General features: G+C 63.1%; 20 protein-coding genes. 7 read left to right on the top strand and 13 right to left on the bottom strand.

Annotation, left to right across the window (positions count from 1 at the left end):
* Positions 1-24: 24 nt before the first annotated feature.
* From ACPPVP_RS06740 to ACPPVP_RS06700, 9 genes are all read right to left on the bottom strand, one after another.
* Positions 25-342, bottom strand: coding sequence for a proton-translocating transhydrogenase family protein (locus ACPPVP_RS06740; RefSeq protein ID WP_426532471.1), 318 nt, complete (start codon positions 340-342; stop codon positions 25-27).
* Between the two features lie 11 nt (positions 343-353).
* A complete protein-coding gene (locus ACPPVP_RS06735) occupies positions 354-1,481 on the bottom strand; it encodes a Re/Si-specific NAD(P)(+) transhydrogenase subunit alpha (protein ID WP_426532469.1) in 1,128 nt (375 codons plus the stop codon).
* Positions 1,482-1,611: 130 nt separating this feature from the next.
* Positions 1,612-1,764, bottom strand: a complete 153-nt coding sequence (locus ACPPVP_RS06730) for an aa3-type cytochrome c oxidase subunit IV (protein ID WP_426532467.1) — start codon at positions 1,762-1,764, stop codon at positions 1,612-1,614.
* Positions 1,765-1,847: 83 nt separating this feature from the next.
* The gene (locus ACPPVP_RS06725; protein ID WP_426532465.1) at positions 1,848-2,192 is read right to left on the bottom strand and encodes a type II toxin-antitoxin system death-on-curing family toxin; all 345 of its coding nucleotides are present in this window, start codon (positions 2,190-2,192) and stop codon (positions 1,848-1,850) included.
* A gap of 38 nt (positions 2,193-2,230) precedes the next feature.
* A complete protein-coding gene (locus ACPPVP_RS06720) occupies positions 2,231-2,491 on the bottom strand; it encodes an AbrB/MazE/SpoVT family DNA-binding domain-containing protein (protein ID WP_426537703.1) in 261 nt (86 codons plus the stop codon).
* A gap of 111 nt (positions 2,492-2,602) precedes the next feature.
* Positions 2,603-3,190 carry an intradiol ring-cleavage dioxygenase gene (locus tag ACPPVP_RS06715; RefSeq protein ID WP_426532463.1) on the bottom strand — a complete coding sequence of 196 codons (588 nt, stop codon included), beginning with the start codon at positions 3,188-3,190 and terminating at the stop codon, positions 2,603-2,605.
* A gap of 100 nt (positions 3,191-3,290) precedes the next feature.
* On the bottom strand, positions 3,291-5,153 hold the full coding sequence (locus tag ACPPVP_RS06710; RefSeq protein WP_426532461.1) for a M3 family oligoendopeptidase: 1,863 nt from the start codon (positions 5,151-5,153) through the stop codon (positions 3,291-3,293).
* Positions 5,154-5,195: 42 nt separating this feature from the next.
* The gene (locus tag ACPPVP_RS06705; protein WP_426532459.1) at positions 5,196-5,639 is read right to left on the bottom strand and encodes a hypothetical protein; all 444 of its coding nucleotides are present in this window, start codon (positions 5,637-5,639) and stop codon (positions 5,196-5,198) included.
* Positions 5,636-5,845 carry a helix-turn-helix domain-containing protein gene (locus tag ACPPVP_RS06700; protein WP_426532457.1) on the bottom strand — a complete coding sequence of 70 codons (210 nt, stop codon included), beginning with the start codon at positions 5,843-5,845 and terminating at the stop codon, positions 5,636-5,638. The genes ACPPVP_RS06705 and ACPPVP_RS06700 overlap by 4 nt, the downstream gene beginning before the upstream one ends.
* Positions 5,846-6,133: 288 nt before the next feature.
* Here ACPPVP_RS06700 and ACPPVP_RS06695 point away from each other — a divergent pair, with 288 nt between their 5' ends.
* From ACPPVP_RS06695 to ACPPVP_RS06675, 5 genes are all read left to right on the top strand, one after another.
* Positions 6,134-6,388 carry a hypothetical protein gene (locus ACPPVP_RS06695; RefSeq protein WP_426532455.1) on the top strand — a complete coding sequence of 85 codons (255 nt, stop codon included), beginning with the start codon at positions 6,134-6,136 and terminating at the stop codon, positions 6,386-6,388.
* Between the two features lie 120 nt (positions 6,389-6,508).
* Positions 6,509-7,186 (top strand): TerC family protein, encoded by a 678-nt coding sequence (locus ACPPVP_RS06690; protein ID WP_426532453.1) that lies wholly within the window; start codon positions 6,509-6,511, stop codon positions 7,184-7,186.
* Between the two features lie 68 nt (positions 7,187-7,254).
* Complete coding sequence (locus ACPPVP_RS06685; protein ID WP_426532451.1) at positions 7,255-8,745, top strand: sigma-54-dependent transcriptional regulator; 1,491 nt, start codon at positions 7,255-7,257, stop codon at positions 8,743-8,745.
* Positions 8,746-9,099: 354 nt separating this feature from the next.
* Complete coding sequence (locus tag ACPPVP_RS06680; RefSeq protein ID WP_426532449.1) at positions 9,100-11,223, top strand: L,D-transpeptidase family protein; 2,124 nt, start codon at positions 9,100-9,102, stop codon at positions 11,221-11,223.
* A 253-nt stretch (positions 11,224-11,476) separates the two neighbouring features.
* Positions 11,477-13,090, top strand: a complete 1,614-nt coding sequence (locus ACPPVP_RS06675; RefSeq protein WP_426532447.1) for a DUF882 domain-containing protein — start codon at positions 11,477-11,479, stop codon at positions 13,088-13,090.
* 170 nt (positions 13,091-13,260) lie between these two features.
* On the opposite strand, the gene ACPPVP_RS06670 is transcribed toward ACPPVP_RS06675, so the two are convergent.
* Both ACPPVP_RS06670 and ACPPVP_RS06665 read right to left on the bottom strand, forming a co-directional pair.
* The gene (locus ACPPVP_RS06670) at positions 13,261-13,536 is read right to left on the bottom strand and encodes a DUF2312 domain-containing protein (protein ID WP_426532445.1); all 276 of its coding nucleotides are present in this window, start codon (positions 13,534-13,536) and stop codon (positions 13,261-13,263) included.
* Between the two features lie 252 nt (positions 13,537-13,788).
* Positions 13,789-14,091, bottom strand: coding sequence for a DUF1244 domain-containing protein (locus ACPPVP_RS06665; RefSeq protein WP_426532443.1), 303 nt, complete (start codon positions 14,089-14,091; stop codon positions 13,789-13,791).
* Positions 14,092-14,303: 212 nt separating this feature from the next.
* Between ACPPVP_RS06665 and ACPPVP_RS06660 the strand changes: the two genes are divergently transcribed.
* Together ACPPVP_RS06660 and pyk are read left to right on the top strand one after the other, a co-directional pair.
* Positions 14,304-14,885 carry a DUF1036 domain-containing protein gene (locus ACPPVP_RS06660; protein WP_426532441.1) on the top strand — a complete coding sequence of 194 codons (582 nt, stop codon included), beginning with the start codon at positions 14,304-14,306 and terminating at the stop codon, positions 14,883-14,885.
* On the top strand, positions 14,882-16,318 hold the full coding sequence (pyk, locus tag ACPPVP_RS06655; protein WP_426532439.1) for a pyruvate kinase: 1,437 nt from the start codon (positions 14,882-14,884) through the stop codon (positions 16,316-16,318). Before ACPPVP_RS06660 ends, pyk begins: the two co-directional genes overlap by 4 nt.
* Before the next feature lie 118 nt (positions 16,319-16,436).
* Here pyk and ACPPVP_RS06650 read toward each other — a convergent pair whose 3' ends face one another.
* Positions 16,437-16,862: an OsmC family protein gene (locus tag ACPPVP_RS06650; RefSeq protein ID WP_426532437.1), complete on the bottom strand. Its 426-nt coding sequence runs from the start codon at positions 16,860-16,862 to the stop codon at positions 16,437-16,439.
* A gap of 85 nt (positions 16,863-16,947) precedes the next feature.
* A complete protein-coding gene (locus ACPPVP_RS06645) occupies positions 16,948-17,622 on the bottom strand; it encodes a TetR/AcrR family transcriptional regulator (RefSeq protein WP_108514149.1) in 675 nt (224 codons plus the stop codon).
* Between the last annotated feature and the right edge of the window lie 241 nt (positions 17,623-17,863).

Here is a 17,863-nt window from a genome sequence, read left to right as displayed (position 1 = left end):
TCGTCACCACGAGGTGCACGCCGTTCACTTCACCTTCTTCTTGTACATCGCCAGCATGCGCTGGGTGACAAGGAAGCCGCCGAAGATGTTCACACAGGCGAAGATCAGCGCGATGAAGCCGAAGCCGCGCGCCCAGCCCGAGCCGCTCGAGATCATCGGAACGCCGACCGCGAGCAGCGCGCCGACCACGATCACCGAGGAGATCGCATTGGTCACCGACATCAGCGGCGTGTGCAGCGCCGGCGTCACCGACCAGACCACGAAGTAGCCGACGAAGACGGCGAGGACGAAAATCGACAACCGGAATACGAAGGGATCGACGGCTTGAGCGACATGCTCCATGGCTTCTCTCCTTAGGCTTTCGGCTGGAAGTTCGGATGGATGACGGCGCCGTCCCTGGTCAGCGCGGTGGCTTTCACCAGCTCGTCATCCCAGTTGACCGCGAGCGCCTTGTTCGGCTTGTCGACCATCGTCTCGATGAAGTTGAACAAATTGCGAGCATAAAGGCTGGAGGCAGACTGCGCGACGCGGCCGGCAACGTTGGTGTAACCGACGATCTTGATGCCACCGACATCGACGACTTCGCCGGCCTTGGCGCCCTCGACATTGCCGCCGCGCTCGACGGCAAGGTCGACCAGCACCGAGCCCGGCTTCATCGACTTCACCATGTCGGCGCTGACGAGCTTTGGCGCCGGCCGGCCCGGGATCAGGGCCGTGGTGATGACGATGTCCTGCTTCTTGACGTGCTCGGCGGTGAGCGCGGCCTGCTTGGCCTGGTACTCTTTCGACATTTCCTTGGCGTAGCCGCCGGCGGTCTGCGCGTTCTTGAACTCTTCGTCCTCGACCGCGAGGAATTTTGCGCCGAGCGATTCGACCTGCTCTTTCGTGGCCGGGCGGACGTCAGTGGCGGTGACCACGGCGCCAAGCCGGCGCGCGGTCGCGATCGCCTGCAGGCCGGCGACGCCGACGCCCATCACGAACACCTTGGCCGCCGGAACGGTACCGGCCGCGGTCATCATCATCGGAAAGGCGCGGCCAAAGGATTCGGCCGCCTCGATCACCGCGCGGTAGCCGGCGAGGTTCGCCTGGCTGGACAGCACGTCCATCACCTGCGCGCGCGTAATGCGCGGCATCAATTCCATCGCAAACGCCGCGACACCGGCATCCGCGATCGTCTTCAGCGCCGCCTCATTGCCGTAGGGGTCCATGATCGCGATGACGAGCGCGCCGCGCTTGTATTGCGAAAGCTCGGAGGCTTCCGGCCGTTTCACCTTGATGATGATGTCCGCGTCCTTCAACGCGTCCGCGCTGACGGTGGCGCCGACGGCGGTGAATTCGGAATCCGGCAGGCCCGACTTGATGCCCGCACCCGGCTCGATCGCGACTTCGGCGCCGATCGCCTTGAATTTCTTCACGGTATCAGGGGAAGCGGCAACCCGCGGTTCGGACGGATCGATTTCCTTGGCAACGGCAATCTTCATGAGGCCTCCCGGCGCGGCGGGCGCGCGCAAGCAAACTAGCGTCTTTTTCGCTTAGTTGGATACCGGTTTCGCAACCGGCATGCGTGCAATTGTGGCTACCGCCGGGATGGGCGGTGCAGGCACCAACGCGTCAGGTCAGGAAATAGCCCATCAAGGCGACGATCAGCACCACAGCGGCGGTGCCGTATTTGACCAGCATGATGAACCCCTCATAGGTCTGCTCATGGGCCACGTAGTCGTTGCCGTCAGCGGTCGTGTAGGCCACTTCGTTATGCTCTGCCATCTCTATCCCCAGTCAAAATGCGCGCTTCTGGCGTGCAATTACCGTAAAGCGTTTGGCAGGGCAACGGCCCCCTGCCTATCGGGTCATTCGGAAGGCCAATTATCCCGGATCCAGCGGGTCAGGCCCTCTTCGTTTACCTCGCTTGCCGCGAGGGAGAGGATGATGGCCGTGGCATGCGCCGGGTCGGGCGCGAAGGGTATGTCGTTGCTGCGCAGGAAGACCATCATGGCGTGGAACGCAATCCGCTTGTTGCCGTCCACAAACGCATGATTGCGGGCAAGGCCGAACGCATAGGCTGCAGCGAGTGCAGCCATATCCGTCTGTCCGTAATTCCATTGGTTGACCCGCCGCAAAACGGCGGACTCAAGAAGGCCTCGATCCCGAATGCCTTCCGGTCCGCCGAATATTGCCAGTTGCTCGGCATGCATATCGATGACTTCATCGATATCGAGCCAAATTGGCTCACTCATTTTGCAAGCGCTGCAAACGTATCGCGATACTCGTGCATTAGCTGGCGGGCGATTTCCATGGTCCGTGCGTGCTTGGGGTTGAATGGCGAGAGCCGCAGGCTGCCGTCCGGTTGCTCGACCGGATAGAACTGGTCCCCCTCCTTGAGATTGAGCCGGGCAAGAAGCTCCTTCGGCAGGATGACACCAACCGAATTGCCAATCTTTCGAATTTGAAGGGCGGTATCCTCAAGCCTGTATTCGCGAGGGGCCTCTTCCATTCCGCGGGGGGCTTTGGTCATCGTACCGGCTCCGTTATACGATATGTATAACATATCCCGGCGAACTGTTCAACAAATGTATTACGCGACCTACCCGCAGCAATTGACGCTCTACCCGACCACGAAGTCGAAACGCCCGGCCAGCCGTCCCGCGTTCTTGGCCGTACGCACCAGCAGCTCCTTACGGAACAGGCTGTCGGACCGGTTTTTTGCCTCACCTGGGAAGTAGAGCTGGGTGGTCAGCACGCTGCCGTCGCGCGGCTGCACCTTCACATGGATATGGCGGGTGCGGCCGGGATAAAGGCCGGGCACGATGCTGCGCAATCGATAGCGCCCTTCCGCATCGGTGAACTGATGGCCGCGCAGGCGGAAGCCGGAATTGTCGTAGCGGCCCTTGTCATCCGCCTGCCAGAAATCCAGCAACGCGCCGGCGAGCGGTTTGCAGCCACGGGTGAGCACGAAGCCGACCAGTTCGATCGGCTGCCCTGCCATGCCCTCTTCGAACAGCTCGATTCGCTCAGGCGACGACGGCTTGAAGTATGGCCCTTCGGTTTGGGGCATTGTTACTTCGTCGCCGTCGTGGCACGCGGGCGTCGCGGCAAGCGGGACCTGCGCAACGCTGCCATCGATCATGAGCAGCGAACCAGCCGCGAAGACTCCCGCTCCAAGGATGACGCGCCGCGTCGGGGTGTCGATCATGGGGCACTCCCCTCCAGTCGTCACCGTCATCATGGCGGGCGACGGCGGCTGAAATTGTGTCCGCGCCCATCACAAATCCGTTTCGTGGCCACGCGCTCTGTCAGCCCATCTCTTCCAACTCGTCGATCATGCCCGCGATGACGGAGAGCCCGCCGTCCCAGAATTTGGGATCCTTGGCATCGAGCCCGAACGGCTTGAGCAATTCGGAATAATGCTTGGTGCCGCCGGCCGCGAGCATGGCGAGATAGCGCTCGGCAAACCCCTCCGAGGCGTTCTCGTAAACCGCATACAGCGAGTTCACCAGGCAATCGCCGAACGCGTAGGCGTAGACGTAGAACGGCGAATGGATGAAGTGCGGAATGTACATCCAGAAATTTTCATATCCGGGGCGGATGTCGATCGCCGGCCCTAGGCTTTCGCCCTGCACGCTGAGCCAGATCTGGCCGATGCGCTCGGCGGTCAGTTCGCCGTTCTTGCGTTCGGTATGAATGGCACGCTCGAACGTATAGAACGCGATCTGCCGCACCACGGTGTTGATCATGTCCTCAACCTTGCCGGCGAGCAGCGCCTGGCGCTGCCTGGCGTTCTTGGTCTGTGACAGTAGCCGCTTGAAGGTCAGCATTTCGCCGAAAACGCTGGCGGTCTCGGCCAGCGTCAGCGGCGTCGGCGCCATCAGTGCTCCATTTTTGGCCGCCAGCACCTGGTGCACGCCATGGCCGAGTTCATGCGCCAGCGTCATCACGTCGCGCGGCTTGCCCTGGTAGTTCATCAGCACATAGGGATGCGCCGAGGGTGTGGTCGGATGCGAGAATGCGCCCGGCGCCTTGCCGGGCCGCACCGGCGCATCGATCCAGCGATCGGTGAAGAAGCGTTCCGCGATCGCGGCCATCTCGTCGGAAAAACCGCGATAGGCCGTCAGCACCATCTTCTGCGCCTCGGGCCAGGCGATGGTGCCGGTGGCCGCAAACGGCAGCGGCGCGTTGCGGTCCCAATGCGCGAGCTTCTTCTTTTTGAACCAGCCGGCTTTCAGATTGTAGTAGCGGTGCGAGAGCCGAGGATAGGCCGCGCGAACGGAAGCCACCAAGGCATCGACGACCTCGCGCTCGACGCGGTTGTTGAGGTGGCGCGAATCCGCGACATCCTGGAAACCGCGCCAGCGATCGGAAATTTCCTTGTCCTTGGCGAGCGTGTTGGTGATGAGCGCAAAGGTCCGCTCATTGTCCTTGAAGGTCTTGGCCAGCGCCTGGCCTGCCGCTTTGCGCTTTTCCGGCGCGCGGTCCTGCAGCCAATTGAGCGTCGGCTCGATCGCCAGTTCCTTTCCTCCGACCTTGAAGCGCAGGCCGGAAATGGTCTGGTCAAACAACCGATTCCAGGCGGCATAGCCGCTCTGGGATTTTTCGTGAAACAGCTGCTCGACGCGATCTTCGAGCTGATACGGCTTGTCCTTGCGCAGATCCTCGATCCACGGCCGGTAATGGGCGAGCTCCGGCGTCTGCATCGCGCGCTCGATCACGGCATCGTCGATGCGGTTGAGTTCCAGTCCGAAGAACAGCAGATGCACCGACGCGGCCGTCAGCCGCTCGGAGACGTCGCCATAGAACTTGGAGATCGCAGGATCGACGCTGTCGCCGGCATGGACGAGGCCGGCATAGGAGCCGAGCCGGCCGGCGAGATCGTCGATCGCCTCGTAGCGCCTGACGGCCTCGGCAAGCCAGCTTCCGCCGTCGTCGCGGGCGAGGTTTTCCGCGAGCTTGCCCTTGTAATCCGTTTCAAACGCGACGCAGTCGGCATCCATCTTTTGCAGATCGCGCGCGATTTCGGACGCGTCGATGCCGGAATAAAGATCGGCGAGGTTCCATTCCGGCAATTTGCCGGTTTTGGATTTGGCGGTGGCCGCCTTGCTGCCCGTGGCTGATTTGCGGGACGACTTGCCGGCTCGGGATGTCGCAGATTTTGCGCTCATGACACTTTCAAAATTGGGAGGTGATCGGGAAATGGCGGAAGATCAGGCGAAAGCCGCAAGCTGCGGTACAAACTGGACAAGCAGCTCTTCGCCCTCGACGAGCAGCGGCTCGACCTTTTCGTGTATCGTATTGCGGATAGCACACCACAGCGTGATTGCACGTACCATGAGCCACGATGTCGACGGAACCGCGGCCTTGGCATGCAGCGCCACGAGTTCGAGGTTTCGATGCTCGAACAGCAGCCGGCCCGATCCGTCTTCCAGGATGTAACGCCCGCCGATCCGGGACACGCACACCTCGCAGGCCTGTTCCGGGAGCGGGCCCAGCAGATAGAACTGGACGTCGCCCTGCTCTGTCCTACCGGTTTCCCATTCGCATCCGGTCCGAGATCCTTTCGCTGCGCCGAGCGCCGCGACAAGGGTGCTGAGTTCCTTCTCGCTCCATTCGCCACTGTCTTGTTTGCGCTCGAACGCAACCACGCTCATTTGCTTTCCGCTCCGAACAGCAGCCGGTGCATTTCCGGCTCGTAGTACATCAACAAATGCCTAGCGAAGGCGGCCGGTTCAAGGCCCAACTCGCGGGCCCATGCGCCCATAATGTCGGTTGGAACACGGCTGAAGCCGTTCTCGACCTGCGAAATGAAGGTGTAATATTTCAGGCCGAGGCGTGCCGCGAGATCGGCCTGCGACAATTCGGCATCCGCCCTTCGCAGCTTCAGCCAATCCCCAGCCAGTTTGCGCAATTGCCTGGCATCCGGCACGGCCTTGGCCGGCGGCCGTTCAATGAAAACATCTTGATGTTTTCCACGTTTCATGATTACTAAACTAGCCAAATTGAATTGCTGAATTGGTGATGTTCCCTACCACAATTCCACCTCGCGAATAAGAAGCCGATGACCTTTCTGGATCGCAGTCAGATTGTCCGAACCGCCGACCGGGCTCCCTCGGCGCATGGCAAGGAGTTGATGGTCGGCATCCTTATGGCAACGCTGATCGCGAGCCTCGCCATCCGGAACCTGGTGCCGGCGGACGCGCTGGCGCCCGCGATCGTTACGCTAATGTTCGTGGTTGGCGCGGCGGCGGCCGGCGCAGCATGGCTTTGTCGGGCCGGCCGGTTCCGCGTCATGTGGCTCGACCTTGCCGGAAGCCTGACTTTCATCGGCGTCGTCATCTCCGTTTTGATCGAGCCGGATCAGATGGTCAGCCTTTTCACCCCCTCGGATCAACCTGAGTAACGGGAACGCATTTTTCCGCAGTCTGACTGCGTCGTTTTTGTCTGCACGTCCAAGCCCGGGCCCCTCTGGCAGTTCAAGCGAGCTGCGATGTCGGATTGGACCTTCAATGGAGTGGCCCGCATGCTGGAATTCGCCTCCTCGCAACACCTGACAGCGCTTTTCCAGGTCATCATGATCGACCTGGTGCTCGCCGGCGACAATGCGATCGTCATCGGACTTGCAGCCGCCGGGCTCCCTGAAGGTCAGCGCAAGAAGGCTATCCTGATCGGCATAGTGGCCGCCACGATCCTGCGCATCGGCTTCGCGTCCGTCACGGTTCAGCTGCTGCAGATCATTGGACTGCTGCTCGCCGGCGGCGTTCTCCTGCTTTGGGTATGCTGGAAGATGTGGCGCGAGTTGCGCACGTCCCATCATCAACCGACATTTCAGAGTCTGCCGTCCGCAAGCACGATGGATGCGACAACTACAGCTGCCCGCCAAAAGACGCTTGGTCAGGCCGTCTGGCAGATCACGCTCGCTGACGTCTCGATGTCGCTCGACAACGTGCTCGCCGTCGCGGGTGCGGCGCGCGAGCATCCGATGATTCTGATATTCGGCTTGGCACTGTCCATCGCACTGATGGGATTCGCGGCCAGCTTCATCGCGCGCCTTCTGGAAAAGCACCGCTGTATCGCCTACGTCGGCCTCGCGATCATCCTCTATGTGCCTCTCGACATGTGCTACCGCGGCGTATTGGAGGTGGCCGCACATCCACGTTTAGTCCCCCCGCGCCCTAAGGATGCCATTTCCAACAATTAAGCGTCCGTTAATCGGCATCGGCGAAAGTGCCCCGATTCGATACATTTCAGTAGCGTGCGGGGAAAACCATGGCTGCCACCATCCTGATTGCCGATGACGACGCCGTTCAGCGCCGTTTGGTTGAAAACATGGTGCAGAAGTGCGGCTATGAGGCCCTCGTCGTCGACAGTGGCGATGCAGCCGTGGCGCTGCTGACCGCGCCGGATGCGCAGGCGATCGATGCGGTGGTGCTTGACCTCGTGATGCCCGGCCTCGACGGCCTCGGCGTGCTTTCAAAAATGCGTGAAGCGGGCGTGAGCATCCCCGTCGTCGTGCAGACCGCCCATGGCGGCATCGACAATGTGGTTTCGGCGATGCGCGCCGGCGCGCAGGATTTCGTGGTCAAACCGGCGAGCTTCGAACGGCTGCAGGTGTCGCTGCGCAACGCGCTCAACACGTCGGCGCTCAAGGGCGAACTGCAACGCATCCGTCATAGCCGCGAAGGCCGGCTGACGTTTGCCGACATCATCACCCGCAGCGAAGCCATGGCGGCCGTGCTGCGTACCGCGCAGAAGGCGGCGGCTTCCAGCATTCCCGTGCTGATCGAGGGCGAGTCCGGCGTCGGCAAGGAATTGTTCGCCCGCGCCATCCACGGCTCCAGCGAACGCAAATCGAAGCCCTTCGTCGCGGTCAATTGCGGCGCGATCCCCGACAATCTCGTGGAATCGATTCTGTTCGGCCACGAGAAGGGTGCCTTCACCGGCGCCACCGAACGCCACATGGGCAAGTTCGTCGAAGCTTCCGGCGGCACGCTGTTTCTCGACGAGGTCGGCGAGTTGCCGCTGGCCGCGCAGGTGAAATTGCTGCGCGCGCTGCAGGAAGGCACCGTCGAGGCGGTCGGCGGCCGCAAGCCGGTGAAGGTCGACGTCCGCATCATTTCCGCGACCAACCGCAAGCTGCTCGACCTCGTGAAAGGCGGCGCATTCCGCGAGGACCTGTTCTACCGGCTGCACGTGCTGCCGCTGACGATCCCGCCGTTGCGGATGCGGCGCGAAGACATCCCGCATCTGCTGCGGCATTTCCTGGCGCGCTTTGCCGCCGAGGAAAACCGCACCATCACCGGCATCAGCGGCGAGGCCATGGCTCATCTCGCCCAACTCGACTGGCCCGGCAACATCCGCCAGCTTGAGAACACGGTCTACCGCGCCGTGGTCATGAGCGAGAGCGACCAGCTCGGCCTGTCGGATTTCCCGCAGACCGCGGGTCAGCCCGTGACGGACGGCCAGCTGGCGCACAGCGAACCGCTGATCGTCGCGCCGTCGACGGCGCCGGCTATGGTTTCGGGTAGTGATATACCGATTGCCCCGCTCGCCACTGCCGGCAGCCTTGCGATGCTGACCACCACCGGCGAGGTGCGGCCGCTCGAAGAAATGGAAAACGAGATCATCCGTTTTGCGATCTCGCATTATCGCGGCCAGATGTCGGAAGTCGCGCGCCGGCTCAAGATCGGCCGCTCCACGCTCTACCGCAAGCTCGATGAAGCTGCCGCCAACGACCCGGCCGAAGGTGACGCGAACTGAGCGGACGGGCGGTCGCGGGATTATGGCGCCCAAATGGCAAAGATCGTGGCAAACCAACGACATCACATGTTCGGAAGCTTTCGAACCGTGGCTTGGCGGTGACAGACAAAAGGCGGGGGGCGTGGCAAAAACATGCCACCCGAATGTAACCGGGTAGTTGAGTCAGTTTGTCGTGAGTTGCCCCGCATGGCGCTGGCTGCATGAGAGGGGCATATGTATCGTCTGCGTTGAACCGTGGCGTGCAGGCGTACGACTGAGAAGCTGATCGAGCCGGCGCTTCCCGCGCAAGCCGTGACGAACGATACCGAACGACTGTTCCATGCCGGGGCAGTTTCGCCCAAAGGGGGTGTGACGATGCGTGACTGTTCGACGAATCGTGCAGGATTTGACCGCGTGCTGATGGCTGTCGCGGCAACCTTCCTCACGGTGTCCGCGACCTCAGCACTGGCGGCCCAGTCGACTACGCCGCGTGCCAACGCCGCCGAACTCGCGATCGACGCAGCAGTTCCCCGCCCCGAACCAGCCAACGTTCCGCCGCCGACGATCGGCGACTTCAAGATGGACACCACCGCCACGGTGCCTGACGCGGCGAAGGCAATCGAAAAGCCGGCCGACCTCAGCCCGGCCGCAAAGGCTGCCGATCCCAAACCCGCCGAGACCGTCACCGCACCTGCGGCCAACGACGCCGCTACGCCTCCGGCGGCGACCGCCACCGCGCCCGTAGTCGAACCGGCCAAGGAGCCGGTGAAGGTCAGCACCGTCGCTCCGGCCGACCAGCCGGTCGCCGAACGCTTGCGCGACATGCTCGGCGCCAAATCTCTGCGCTATTTCGACCGCAAGAACGAGCGCGCTGCCGTCGAGAAGTTCTACACGGCGCGGGACTATGCGCCGCAATGGACGCAAGCCGGTAAATTGACCGACAGCGGCAAGGGCGTGATTGCCCGTTTGAAGGACGCCGCCTCCGAGGGCCTCAACGCGGCCGACTATCCGGTGCCGGATTTTGCCGCCGCCGCTTCGCCGGACCAGCTCGCCGAAGCCGAACTGAAACTGACCGCGAGCATACTCGACTATGCGCGACAGGCCCAGAGCGGCCGGATGCACTGGTCGCAGGTCTCGGCCGACATCCAGTATCCCGAGCATCCGACCGACCCGGCGGAAGTGCTCGCCAACATCTCGACCGCCAAGGACGCATCCGCAGCGCTCGACGGCTACAACCCGCCGCACAAGCTCTACAAGGAACTGAAAGCCAAGCTCGCCGAACTGCGCGGCCAGGGCGACGGCCCGGTGATCCAGATCGCCGAAGGCCCTGCGCTGGCCTACAAGGCTGCGACCAAGAAGCAGGGCGAAGTCGCGCCGGAAGATTCGCGGGTGCCGCAACTGCGCGCCAAGCTCAACATCGCCGACCATCCCGACAGCACACATTACGACGCCAAGGTCGCTGCCGCCGTGCGCAAATTCCAGGAGGGCGTCGATCTCAAGCCGACCGGCGTGCTCGACGACCGCACAGTAAAGGCGATCAACAGCCCGAAACGCGACCGCCAGATCGACACGGTGCTCGTCAACATGGAACGCTGGCGCTGGCTGCCGCGCCAGCTCGGCGCAGCTTCGCTCGGCAACGCCTATGTCATCCTCAACATCCCTGACTTCACGCTCAAGGTGATGCAGAACAGCGCCCAAGTCTGGCACACCCGCGTGGTGACCGGAAAGCCGGGCAATCACGCCACGCCGCTTCTGACGGAAACGATGAAGTTCATCACCGTCAATCCGACATGGAACGTGCCGCCTTCGATCATCTACAACGAATATCTGCCGGCCCTGCAGCAGGACCCGACCGTGCTGCAGCGCATGGGATTGAAGCTCGAGCGTAACCGCGACGGCACCATCCACATTTCGCAGCCGCCGGGCGAGGCCAATGCGCTTGGCCGTATCCGCTTCAACTTCCCGAACAAGTTCCTGGTCTATCAGCACGACACCCCGGACAAGAATCTGTTCGCCCGGGATGAGCGCGCCTTCAGCCATGGCTGCATGCGGGTGCAGAATCCCGATCAATACGCCTCGACCCTGCTCAACATCACGATGCCGAACGCGAGCTATACGCCGGAAAAGATCCGCGGCATGTACGGCCGCAGCGAGATCGATCTGAAATTCCCGACACCGATCCCGGTCAACATCACCTACCAGACCGCCTTCGTGGATGACGCCGGCAAGCTGCAGATCCGCAGGGACATCTATGGCCGCGACGCCACGATGATCGGGTTGCTCAAGAACACCCGCAACAAGGATCTGGAGACCCTGGTCTCCCATGCCCAGCCGAACTATTCGCGCCCGAAGGACACTTTGCCGGCCGGCGTCAACTTCGCCAGCGACAACACCTATTCCTCCGGACCATCGTTCTTTGAGCGCCTGTTCGGTGGCCCGTCGACCGCGACGCCGCCGGCCCCGGTCGGCCGCCGCTCGCAGCAGCGGTTCACCAGATAATCCGGCGCACTACTGCCCTAGGGCAGAATCTCCCAGTGAAATCAACAATCTCTCCTCCCCGGAGAGATTGTTTACGTTAACCATTGTCCATCCCGGACTGGCTCCGGGCACTTTTTCGCCACAGTCCACGGGTTAGGTTAACTCTGGCTTGGGGGCGGGACGGTAAACCTCGGTTAACCATCCCGCTTTAAGAAAGCGTTCACCCTCTTTTGCCGGGGTCTGCAAAAGAAAACCGTGAACGCTCGTCGACTGGGTGGGCTTATACGTGCTGGTTGGTTTCGCGCGCCAATTCAATCCGCTTGCTTTGCCAAAAGCCGGATATCGGATCGGGCTAACTTCGCTGTTGCTGCTGGCAGGAGCGGGCTCGGTGCATGATGCGACCGCGCTGAACGAAACCCGCACCCTCTCCTTCCACCACACCCATTCCGACGAAGACCTCACCGTCACCTTCAAGCGCGACGGGCGCTACGACGAAGAGGCGCTCAAGAAGATCAATCACTTTCTTCGCGACTGGCGCAGCCAGGACTCGACCACGATGGATCGGCACCTGTTCGATATCCTCTGGGAGGTCTACCGCGACGTCGACGGCAAGAAGCCGATCCAGATCGTCTCCGCCTACCGCTCCCCCGCCACCAACGCCATGCTCCGCCGCCGCTCTTCCGGCGTGGCCCGCCACAGCCAGCACATGCTCGGCCACGCGATGGACTTCTACATCCCGGACGTGGCGCTGGAGAATATCCGCGCCGCCGGGCTCCGGCTGCAGCGTGGCGGCGTCGGCTTCTACCCGACCTCAGGCTCGCCCTTCGTTCATCTCGACACCGGCAGCATCCGTCACTGGCCGCGCATGACGCATGATCAGCTTGCCAAGGTGTTCCCGGATGGGCGCACCGTCCACCAGTCCTCCAGCGGTCCGATGAAGGGCTATGAGCTGGCCCGCGCCGATATCGAGCGCCGCGGCAATGGCGACGATGCCGCAAGCCTCGACAAGAAGCCGAGCCTGTTCGCGGCCCTGTTCCGGGGCGGCAAGTCGACCGAGGAGGATGACGAGGGCAGCAACGCTCCGATCAAGAACGAGAAATCCGCACCGGCTAACGTGACAACGGCGAAATCCGCCGATCCGGTTCCGACGCCGCGCGCCAAGCCGGCCGGCTCGACCATTCAGCTGGCTTCGGCCGACGCACAGATCGTATCGGCGGCCAAAGCCAAGCCCGAGTCGAAGCCTGAAGCGACGCAGGCTTCCGCCGAGCCGAAACCGCAGACGCCGGCCGATATCATCAATTCCCGTGGCTTCTGGGACGACATACCGAAGGCGGCGAACCAGGCTACCCCCGCCCAGGTCGCAGCGCTGCGCGCACGCCAGGCGCTTGCCGCGGCCACCGACCCGCAGCCGACCGCCAGCGTCACCGAATCGTTCAACAAGGCGATGGCCTACGCGCCGGCCGCAACTTCGCCGGTCGATCGCACCAACGTCGTCGCCGCCACCGCACCGATCCCGCCGCGCCCCGCCCGCCCGGCGCGCAATGCCGGCGCCGCCGCGACCGAAATCAACACCGTGGTCGCCAAAGGCGCGCAGGGCCAGGACAGCGTGGTCGCGACCTCGACCCGTCTCGCTGCCGCCCAGGGCAGCAGCATCTGGATGCGCGTCGTAATGCTGGCGCCGAGCGCGAGCAATGCGATGTCGACGACCGTGCTCGGCGACACCGAGATGACCCAGATGCGCAGCCACTTCGTCAAGCCGCAGGCCGCGATCGCCATGACCTTCTCGGAAGATCCGATGATGGGCGTGACCTGCGACCGCTTCACGGGATCGGCAACTGCACAACTGCCGACGCAGTCGTTCGTGGTCCGCACTGCCGCGCTGCGCTAAGTGCTCCTCTTCTCCGCAAAACTTGGCGGCGTCCTCAAGCGCGAGGAGTCGTCGTTTTGCAGCCCGGACGGAGCGAAGCGCAATCCGGGACTCAGTCGATCAACGGGCGAGAGAACCCCGGATTTCGCTGCGCTCCATCCGGGCTACGTACTACGTGCTGCGCCAATGCCTCACAGCATCCCCAGCGCCTGCATGTAGGTCTCCAAAATGGTTTCCTGCTCGGCGCGCTCATTGGCATCCTGCTTGCGCATGCGCACGATGGTGCGCAGCACCTTGACGTCGTAGCCGTTGCCCTTGGCTTCCCCATAGACGTCGCGGATGTCGTCGGAGATCGTCTTCTTCTCTTCTTCCAGACGCTCGATGCGCTCGATGATGGCCTTGAGCTGGTCTTTGGCGAATTTTGTCGCGGGCTCGTCCTGGACGGCTGCGGCGGCGGAGGTGGCCATCGGGTACTCCTGAATGGAACTGACGGTGATGCTGAAAGATCAAGCGCCGCACGCGTTACCGCACGGCGCTTTTTGCAGGATGACCCTCAAGATCGGGGGCCCTTGCGTCAAGGCAACATCGCGCTCATCCACAGCGCGCCCACAGGAGATAAGAACCGCAAAATCCGTAGCCCGGATGAGCGAAGCGATATCCGGGACGGTGCAGGTGTTTTCCCGGATGTCGCTTCGCTCATCCGGGCTACGAAGCGAGCCTCAATGCCCGGGATGGACCTTCTTCATCGCCGCCAACTGCTCCGGGGTGGCCGTGCCCTGGTGCCTCGCCTTCCACTCCTCATAGGGCATGCCGTAGACCGCCTCGCGGCTCTTGTCCTTGCTGACGGCGACGCCCTTGGCGTCGGCCGCTTCCTTCATCCAGTTGGACAGGCAGTTCCGGCAGAAGCCGGCCAGATTCATCAAATCGATGTTCTGGACGTCGGACCGGGCGCGCAGGTGGTCGACCAGGCGCCGGAAAACAGCCGCTTCCAGTTCCGTTCTGGTTTTGTCGTCAATCGTCATGGCCTTGGTCCTGATCTTGGGTCCTGCCTCAGATAGGTCGGAGCATATTGATATCAGGTGGGAATTGTCACAGATTTTGCCATATCTGCGCGCAAAAGGGGCTATCGCACGTAGAGTCCCGGTTTCCCATAGCGCGGGAAAGGCGTGCCCGGCCGTTGACAGGTCCCGCCGGGTCACGCGAAATCGTCAATGATTTGATATAGCTTCGGTGCATGACCGTAAAAGATTCTCGCCGCTTGTCCCCCCTCTCCGCACGCATGACCGCCGGCCTGATGCCGCTGCTCGCGTTGGCGGCGACGTGCCTGTGGAGCAACCCGGCGGCCGCCGATTTCCGGCTCTGCAACAACACTTCCAGCCGGGTCGGCATTGCGCTGGGATACAAGGACGCCGAGGGCTGGACCACCGAGGGCTGGTGGAACGTATCATCGCGCAGTTGCGAGACGCTGCTGCGCGGAACCCTTGTTGCGCGTTACTATTACATCTACGCGCTCGACTATGACCGCGGCGGCGAATGGTCGGGACAGGCCTTCATGTGTTCGCGTGACAAGGAATTCACCATCAAGGGCACCGAGAATTGCCTGGCGCGCGGCTTCGACCGCACCGGGTTCTTCGAGGTCGACACAGGCGAACAGCGAGCGTGGACCGTGCAACTGACCGAAGCCAACGAGCAACCCGCGCAGCGCGTGCCGGGAATTCCAGGAACGGTGGGACCGGGCGGCCCCGGCGGGGTTCCCGGCCTGTCCAATCAGCCAAGCGGACCGGGTCTGCCGCCAGCCGCGGCGCCAAAGCAATGAGACGGCTCCGTCGCATCAAGATTCTCGCAACCCTCGGCCCGGCATCGTCGGACAGCGCGATGATCCGGAAACTGTTCGAGGCCGGCGCGGACGTGTTTCGCATCAACATGAGCCACACGCCGCACGACAAGATGCGCGAGCTGGTGCAGACCATTCGCAATGTCGAGTCGAGCTATGGCCGCCCTATCGGCATCCTGGTCGACCTGCAGGGACCGAAGCTGCGCCTTGGCGCCTTCGCCGAAGGCTCGACCCAGCTCAAGAACGGCCAGAGCTTTGTGCTCGATTCCGACAAGACGCCGGGCGACAACAACCGCGTGCAGTTGCCGCATCCGGAAATCCTCGCCGCGTTACGGCCGGGCCATGCGTTGCTGCTCGACGACGGCAAGGTGCGCCTGATTGCAGAAGAGACCTCGCCCGAACGCGCGGTGACGCGGGTGGTGATCGGCGGCAAGATGTCCGATCGCAAAGGCGTCAGCCTGCCCGATACCGACCTGCCGGTGTCGGCGATGACGCCAAAGGACCGCGCCGATCTGGAAGCCGCACTTGTGACCGGGGTCGACTGGATCGCGCTCTCCTTCGTGCAGCGCGCCGAGGACGTTCACGAAGCCAAGCGTATGATCCGCGGCCGCGCCGCTGTCATGGCCAAGATCGAGAAGCCGCAGGCGATCGACCGGCTTGGTGAGATCATCGACGCCTCCGACGCGCTGATGGTGGCGCGCGGCGATCTCGGCGTCGAACTGCCGCTGGAGCGGGTGCCGAGCCTGCAGAAGCAAATGACGCGGATGGCACGCCGCGCCGGCAAGCCGGTGGTGGTGGCCACCCAGATGCTCGAATCGATGATCCAGGCCCCGGTGCCGACACGCGCCGAAGTCTCCGACGTCGCGACCGCGGTCTATGAAGGCGCCGACGCCATCATGCTGTCGGCGGAATCCGCCGCCGGCAAATTCCCGGTCGAAGCAGTCTCGACCATGAACCGCATCGGCGAGGAAGTGGAGCGGGATCCGATCTACCGCTCGGTGCTGACGGCGCAGCGGCCCGAGCCTGAAAATACGGTTGGCGATGCGATTGCCGACGCCGCGCGGCAGATTGCCGAGACGCTGGAATTGTCGGCGATCATCTGCTGGACCTCATCCGGCTCGACCGCGATCCGCGTGGCGCGCGAACGGCCGAAGCCGCCGGTAGTGGCGATCACGCCGAACCTCGCGACGGGCCGTAAATTGTCCGTCGTCTGGGGCGTGCATTGCGTGGTAGCCGAAGACGCCCACGACCAGGACGACATGGTCGACCGCGCCGGCTCGATTGCCTTCCGCGACGGTTTTGCCAACGCCGGCCAGCGCGTGATCATCGTCGCCGGCGTGCCGCTCGGCATCGCCGGCACCACCAACATGGTGCGCATCGCCAATGTCGAGCCGGAGGGCGGGGCGAAGAAGTGACGGCGTAGCCGTCATTGGTTCTCACCGTCATTCCGGGGCGCGCGGCACGCGCGAACTACGGTGCGCAATTGCGCACCATAGTTCGATGCTTCGCATCGCGCCGGAATGACGCGGGTAGTTACTGCAGCGTCGCTTCCAGCGTGATCTTCGTGTTCAGAAGTTTCGACACCGGGCAACCGGCCTTGGCCTTACCCGCGAGTTCCTCGAACGTCGCCTTGTTCGTGCCCGGGATCTTCGCATTCAACGTCAGGTGCACGGACGTGATGGCAAAGCCATCGCCCTGTTTTTCCAGCGTGACGTCGGCCTTGGTTTCCATGTGTTCGGCGGTGAGCTTGGCTTCTCCCAAAATCAGCGACAGCGCCATGGTGAAGCAGGCGGCGTGCGCCGCACCGATCAATTCTTCCGGATTGGAGCCGGGCTTGCCTTCGAAGCGGCTAGCGAAGCCGTAAGGGTAATCGTTGAGCGCGCCGCTCTTGGTCGAGATCGCACCCTTGCCGTCCTTGATGCCGCCCTGCCATTTGGCGGATCCTGATGTCGTTGTCATTGTATGCTCCTGATCACGGTTGGACCGTCGATAAGCCGCAGCGTGGCAAATGGTTGCGACAAAGTCGTGTCGGGCGGCGGTGGGTTCAGGCGCCGACCAGCGCTTTCGCCGGCAGCACCGCCTGCACCACCAGACCGCGGGCGCGGGCATCCATGACGCCGACGGCGCGCAGCGCCAGCAAAGTGACGGTCTGCACGGCGTCACGCAGCTTCGCGGAATCATCCAAATTCTCGGGCGCCAGCGGACCGACCAGCGATTCATGCAGCGCGCCGAGCAGCGCGGTGGCGGCGAGCGCCGTATCCTGTGCCGGCAGATGGCCGGCGCGCACCGCGGCGTCGATCCTGGCGGCAATCTCGCCGGAGATTTCGCGACGGCTGGCGAGCCGCGACACCGAGACGTCGACATCGACAGGCTCGGCCAGAATGCCCCAGGCGAGCTTGCGCTGCGACAGCACATGCACGGCAACCGTAGTGACGGCGGCGGCGAGCGCCGACGACGGCCCTGGAGCTGCATCCGCCGCGCGGCGGATCGCCGCCAGTTCGTCGCGCGACACCTCGGCGATCAATTCGGAAATCAGCTCGGCCTTGGAGGGGAAGTAACGATAGACGGTGCCGGCCGCGACATTGGCGCGGACCGCAACCGGGGCGATCTGCACAGCCGCCATGCCGCCCTCGGCTGCGGCGTCCCGCGCCGCCGCCAGGATGGCGCTACGCCGCGCCGCCAGCCGCTTTACGACCTGATGGGTTCGCCGATAGACCATGGCGCGTCTTCCGTCCCTAGCGCGCCCTCGAGCCCCGTGGAGCCTGCCAGAACGCGCACACCTTCAATGTCTTGAGTGATAGGCGCACCTATCGCTTTGAAGAAGTGAACAACTATTCACGCCTGATGACAAGACGGATTTGCAGCATGATTCGAGAAGGATGGACGATAGGGCTTTCCAACCGTTAACAGGCTCTCAACGCTGCCCAGTTAGCATTCGCCGAACGGGCATCCTCAGACTA

This window comes from Bradyrhizobium sp. McL0615 (genome assembly GCF_049993905.1).
Lineage (GTDB): Bacteria > Pseudomonadota > Alphaproteobacteria > Rhizobiales > Xanthobacteraceae > Bradyrhizobium.
This window is presented reverse-complemented; position numbering and strand designations above follow the sequence as displayed.

Bases quoted from the DNA above. Each gene is read 5' to 3' on its own strand.
- ACPPVP_RS06740 (WP_426532471.1), bottom strand. From the start codon at position 342: ATGGAGCATGTCGCTCAAGCCGTCGATCCCTTCGTATTCCGGTTGTCG.
- ACPPVP_RS06735 (WP_426532469.1), bottom strand. From the start codon at position 1,481: ATGAAGATTGCCGTTGCCAAGGAAATCGATCCGTCCGAACCGCGGGTT.
- ACPPVP_RS06730 (WP_426532467.1), bottom strand. From the start codon at position 1,764: ATGGCAGAGCATAACGAAGTGGCCTACACGACCGCTGACGGCAACGAC.
- ACPPVP_RS06725 (WP_426532465.1), bottom strand. From the start codon at position 2,192: ATGCATGCCGAGCAACTGGCAATATTCGGCGGACCGGAAGGCATTCGG.
- ACPPVP_RS06720 (WP_426537703.1), bottom strand. From the start codon at position 2,491: ATGGAAGAGGCCCCTCGCGAATACAGGCTTGAGGATACCGCCCTTCAA.
- ACPPVP_RS06715 (WP_426532463.1), bottom strand. From the start codon at position 3,190: ATGATCGACACCCCGACGCGGCGCGTCATCCTTGGAGCGGGAGTCTTC.
- ACPPVP_RS06710 (WP_426532461.1), bottom strand. From the start codon at position 5,153: ATGAGCGCAAAATCTGCGACATCCCGAGCCGGCAAGTCGTCCCGCAAA.
- ACPPVP_RS06705 (WP_426532459.1), bottom strand. From the start codon at position 5,639: ATGAGCGTGGTTGCGTTCGAGCGCAAACAAGACAGTGGCGAATGGAGC.
- ACPPVP_RS06695 (WP_426532455.1), top strand. From the start codon at position 6,134: ATGGCAACGCTGATCGCGAGCCTCGCCATCCGGAACCTGGTGCCGGCG.
- ACPPVP_RS06690 (WP_426532453.1), top strand. From the start codon at position 6,509: ATGCTGGAATTCGCCTCCTCGCAACACCTGACAGCGCTTTTCCAGGTC.
- ACPPVP_RS06685 (WP_426532451.1), top strand. From the start codon at position 7,255: ATGGCTGCCACCATCCTGATTGCCGATGACGACGCCGTTCAGCGCCGT.
- ACPPVP_RS06680 (WP_426532449.1), top strand. From the start codon at position 9,100: ATGCGTGACTGTTCGACGAATCGTGCAGGATTTGACCGCGTGCTGATG.
- ACPPVP_RS06670 (WP_426532445.1), bottom strand. From the start codon at position 13,536: ATGGCCACCTCCGCCGCCGCAGCCGTCCAGGACGAGCCCGCGACAAAA.
- ACPPVP_RS06665 (WP_426532443.1), bottom strand. From the start codon at position 14,091: ATGACGATTGACGACAAAACCAGAACGGAACTGGAAGCGGCTGTTTTC.
- ACPPVP_RS06660 (WP_426532441.1), top strand. From the start codon at position 14,304: ATGACCGTAAAAGATTCTCGCCGCTTGTCCCCCCTCTCCGCACGCATG.
- pyk (WP_426532439.1), top strand. From the start codon at position 14,882: ATGAGACGGCTCCGTCGCATCAAGATTCTCGCAACCCTCGGCCCGGCA.
- ACPPVP_RS06650 (WP_426532437.1), bottom strand. From the start codon at position 16,862: ATGACAACGACATCAGGATCCGCCAAATGGCAGGGCGGCATCAAGGAC.
- ACPPVP_RS06645 (WP_108514149.1), bottom strand. From the start codon at position 17,622: ATGGTCTATCGGCGAACCCATCAGGTCGTAAAGCGGCTGGCGGCGCGG.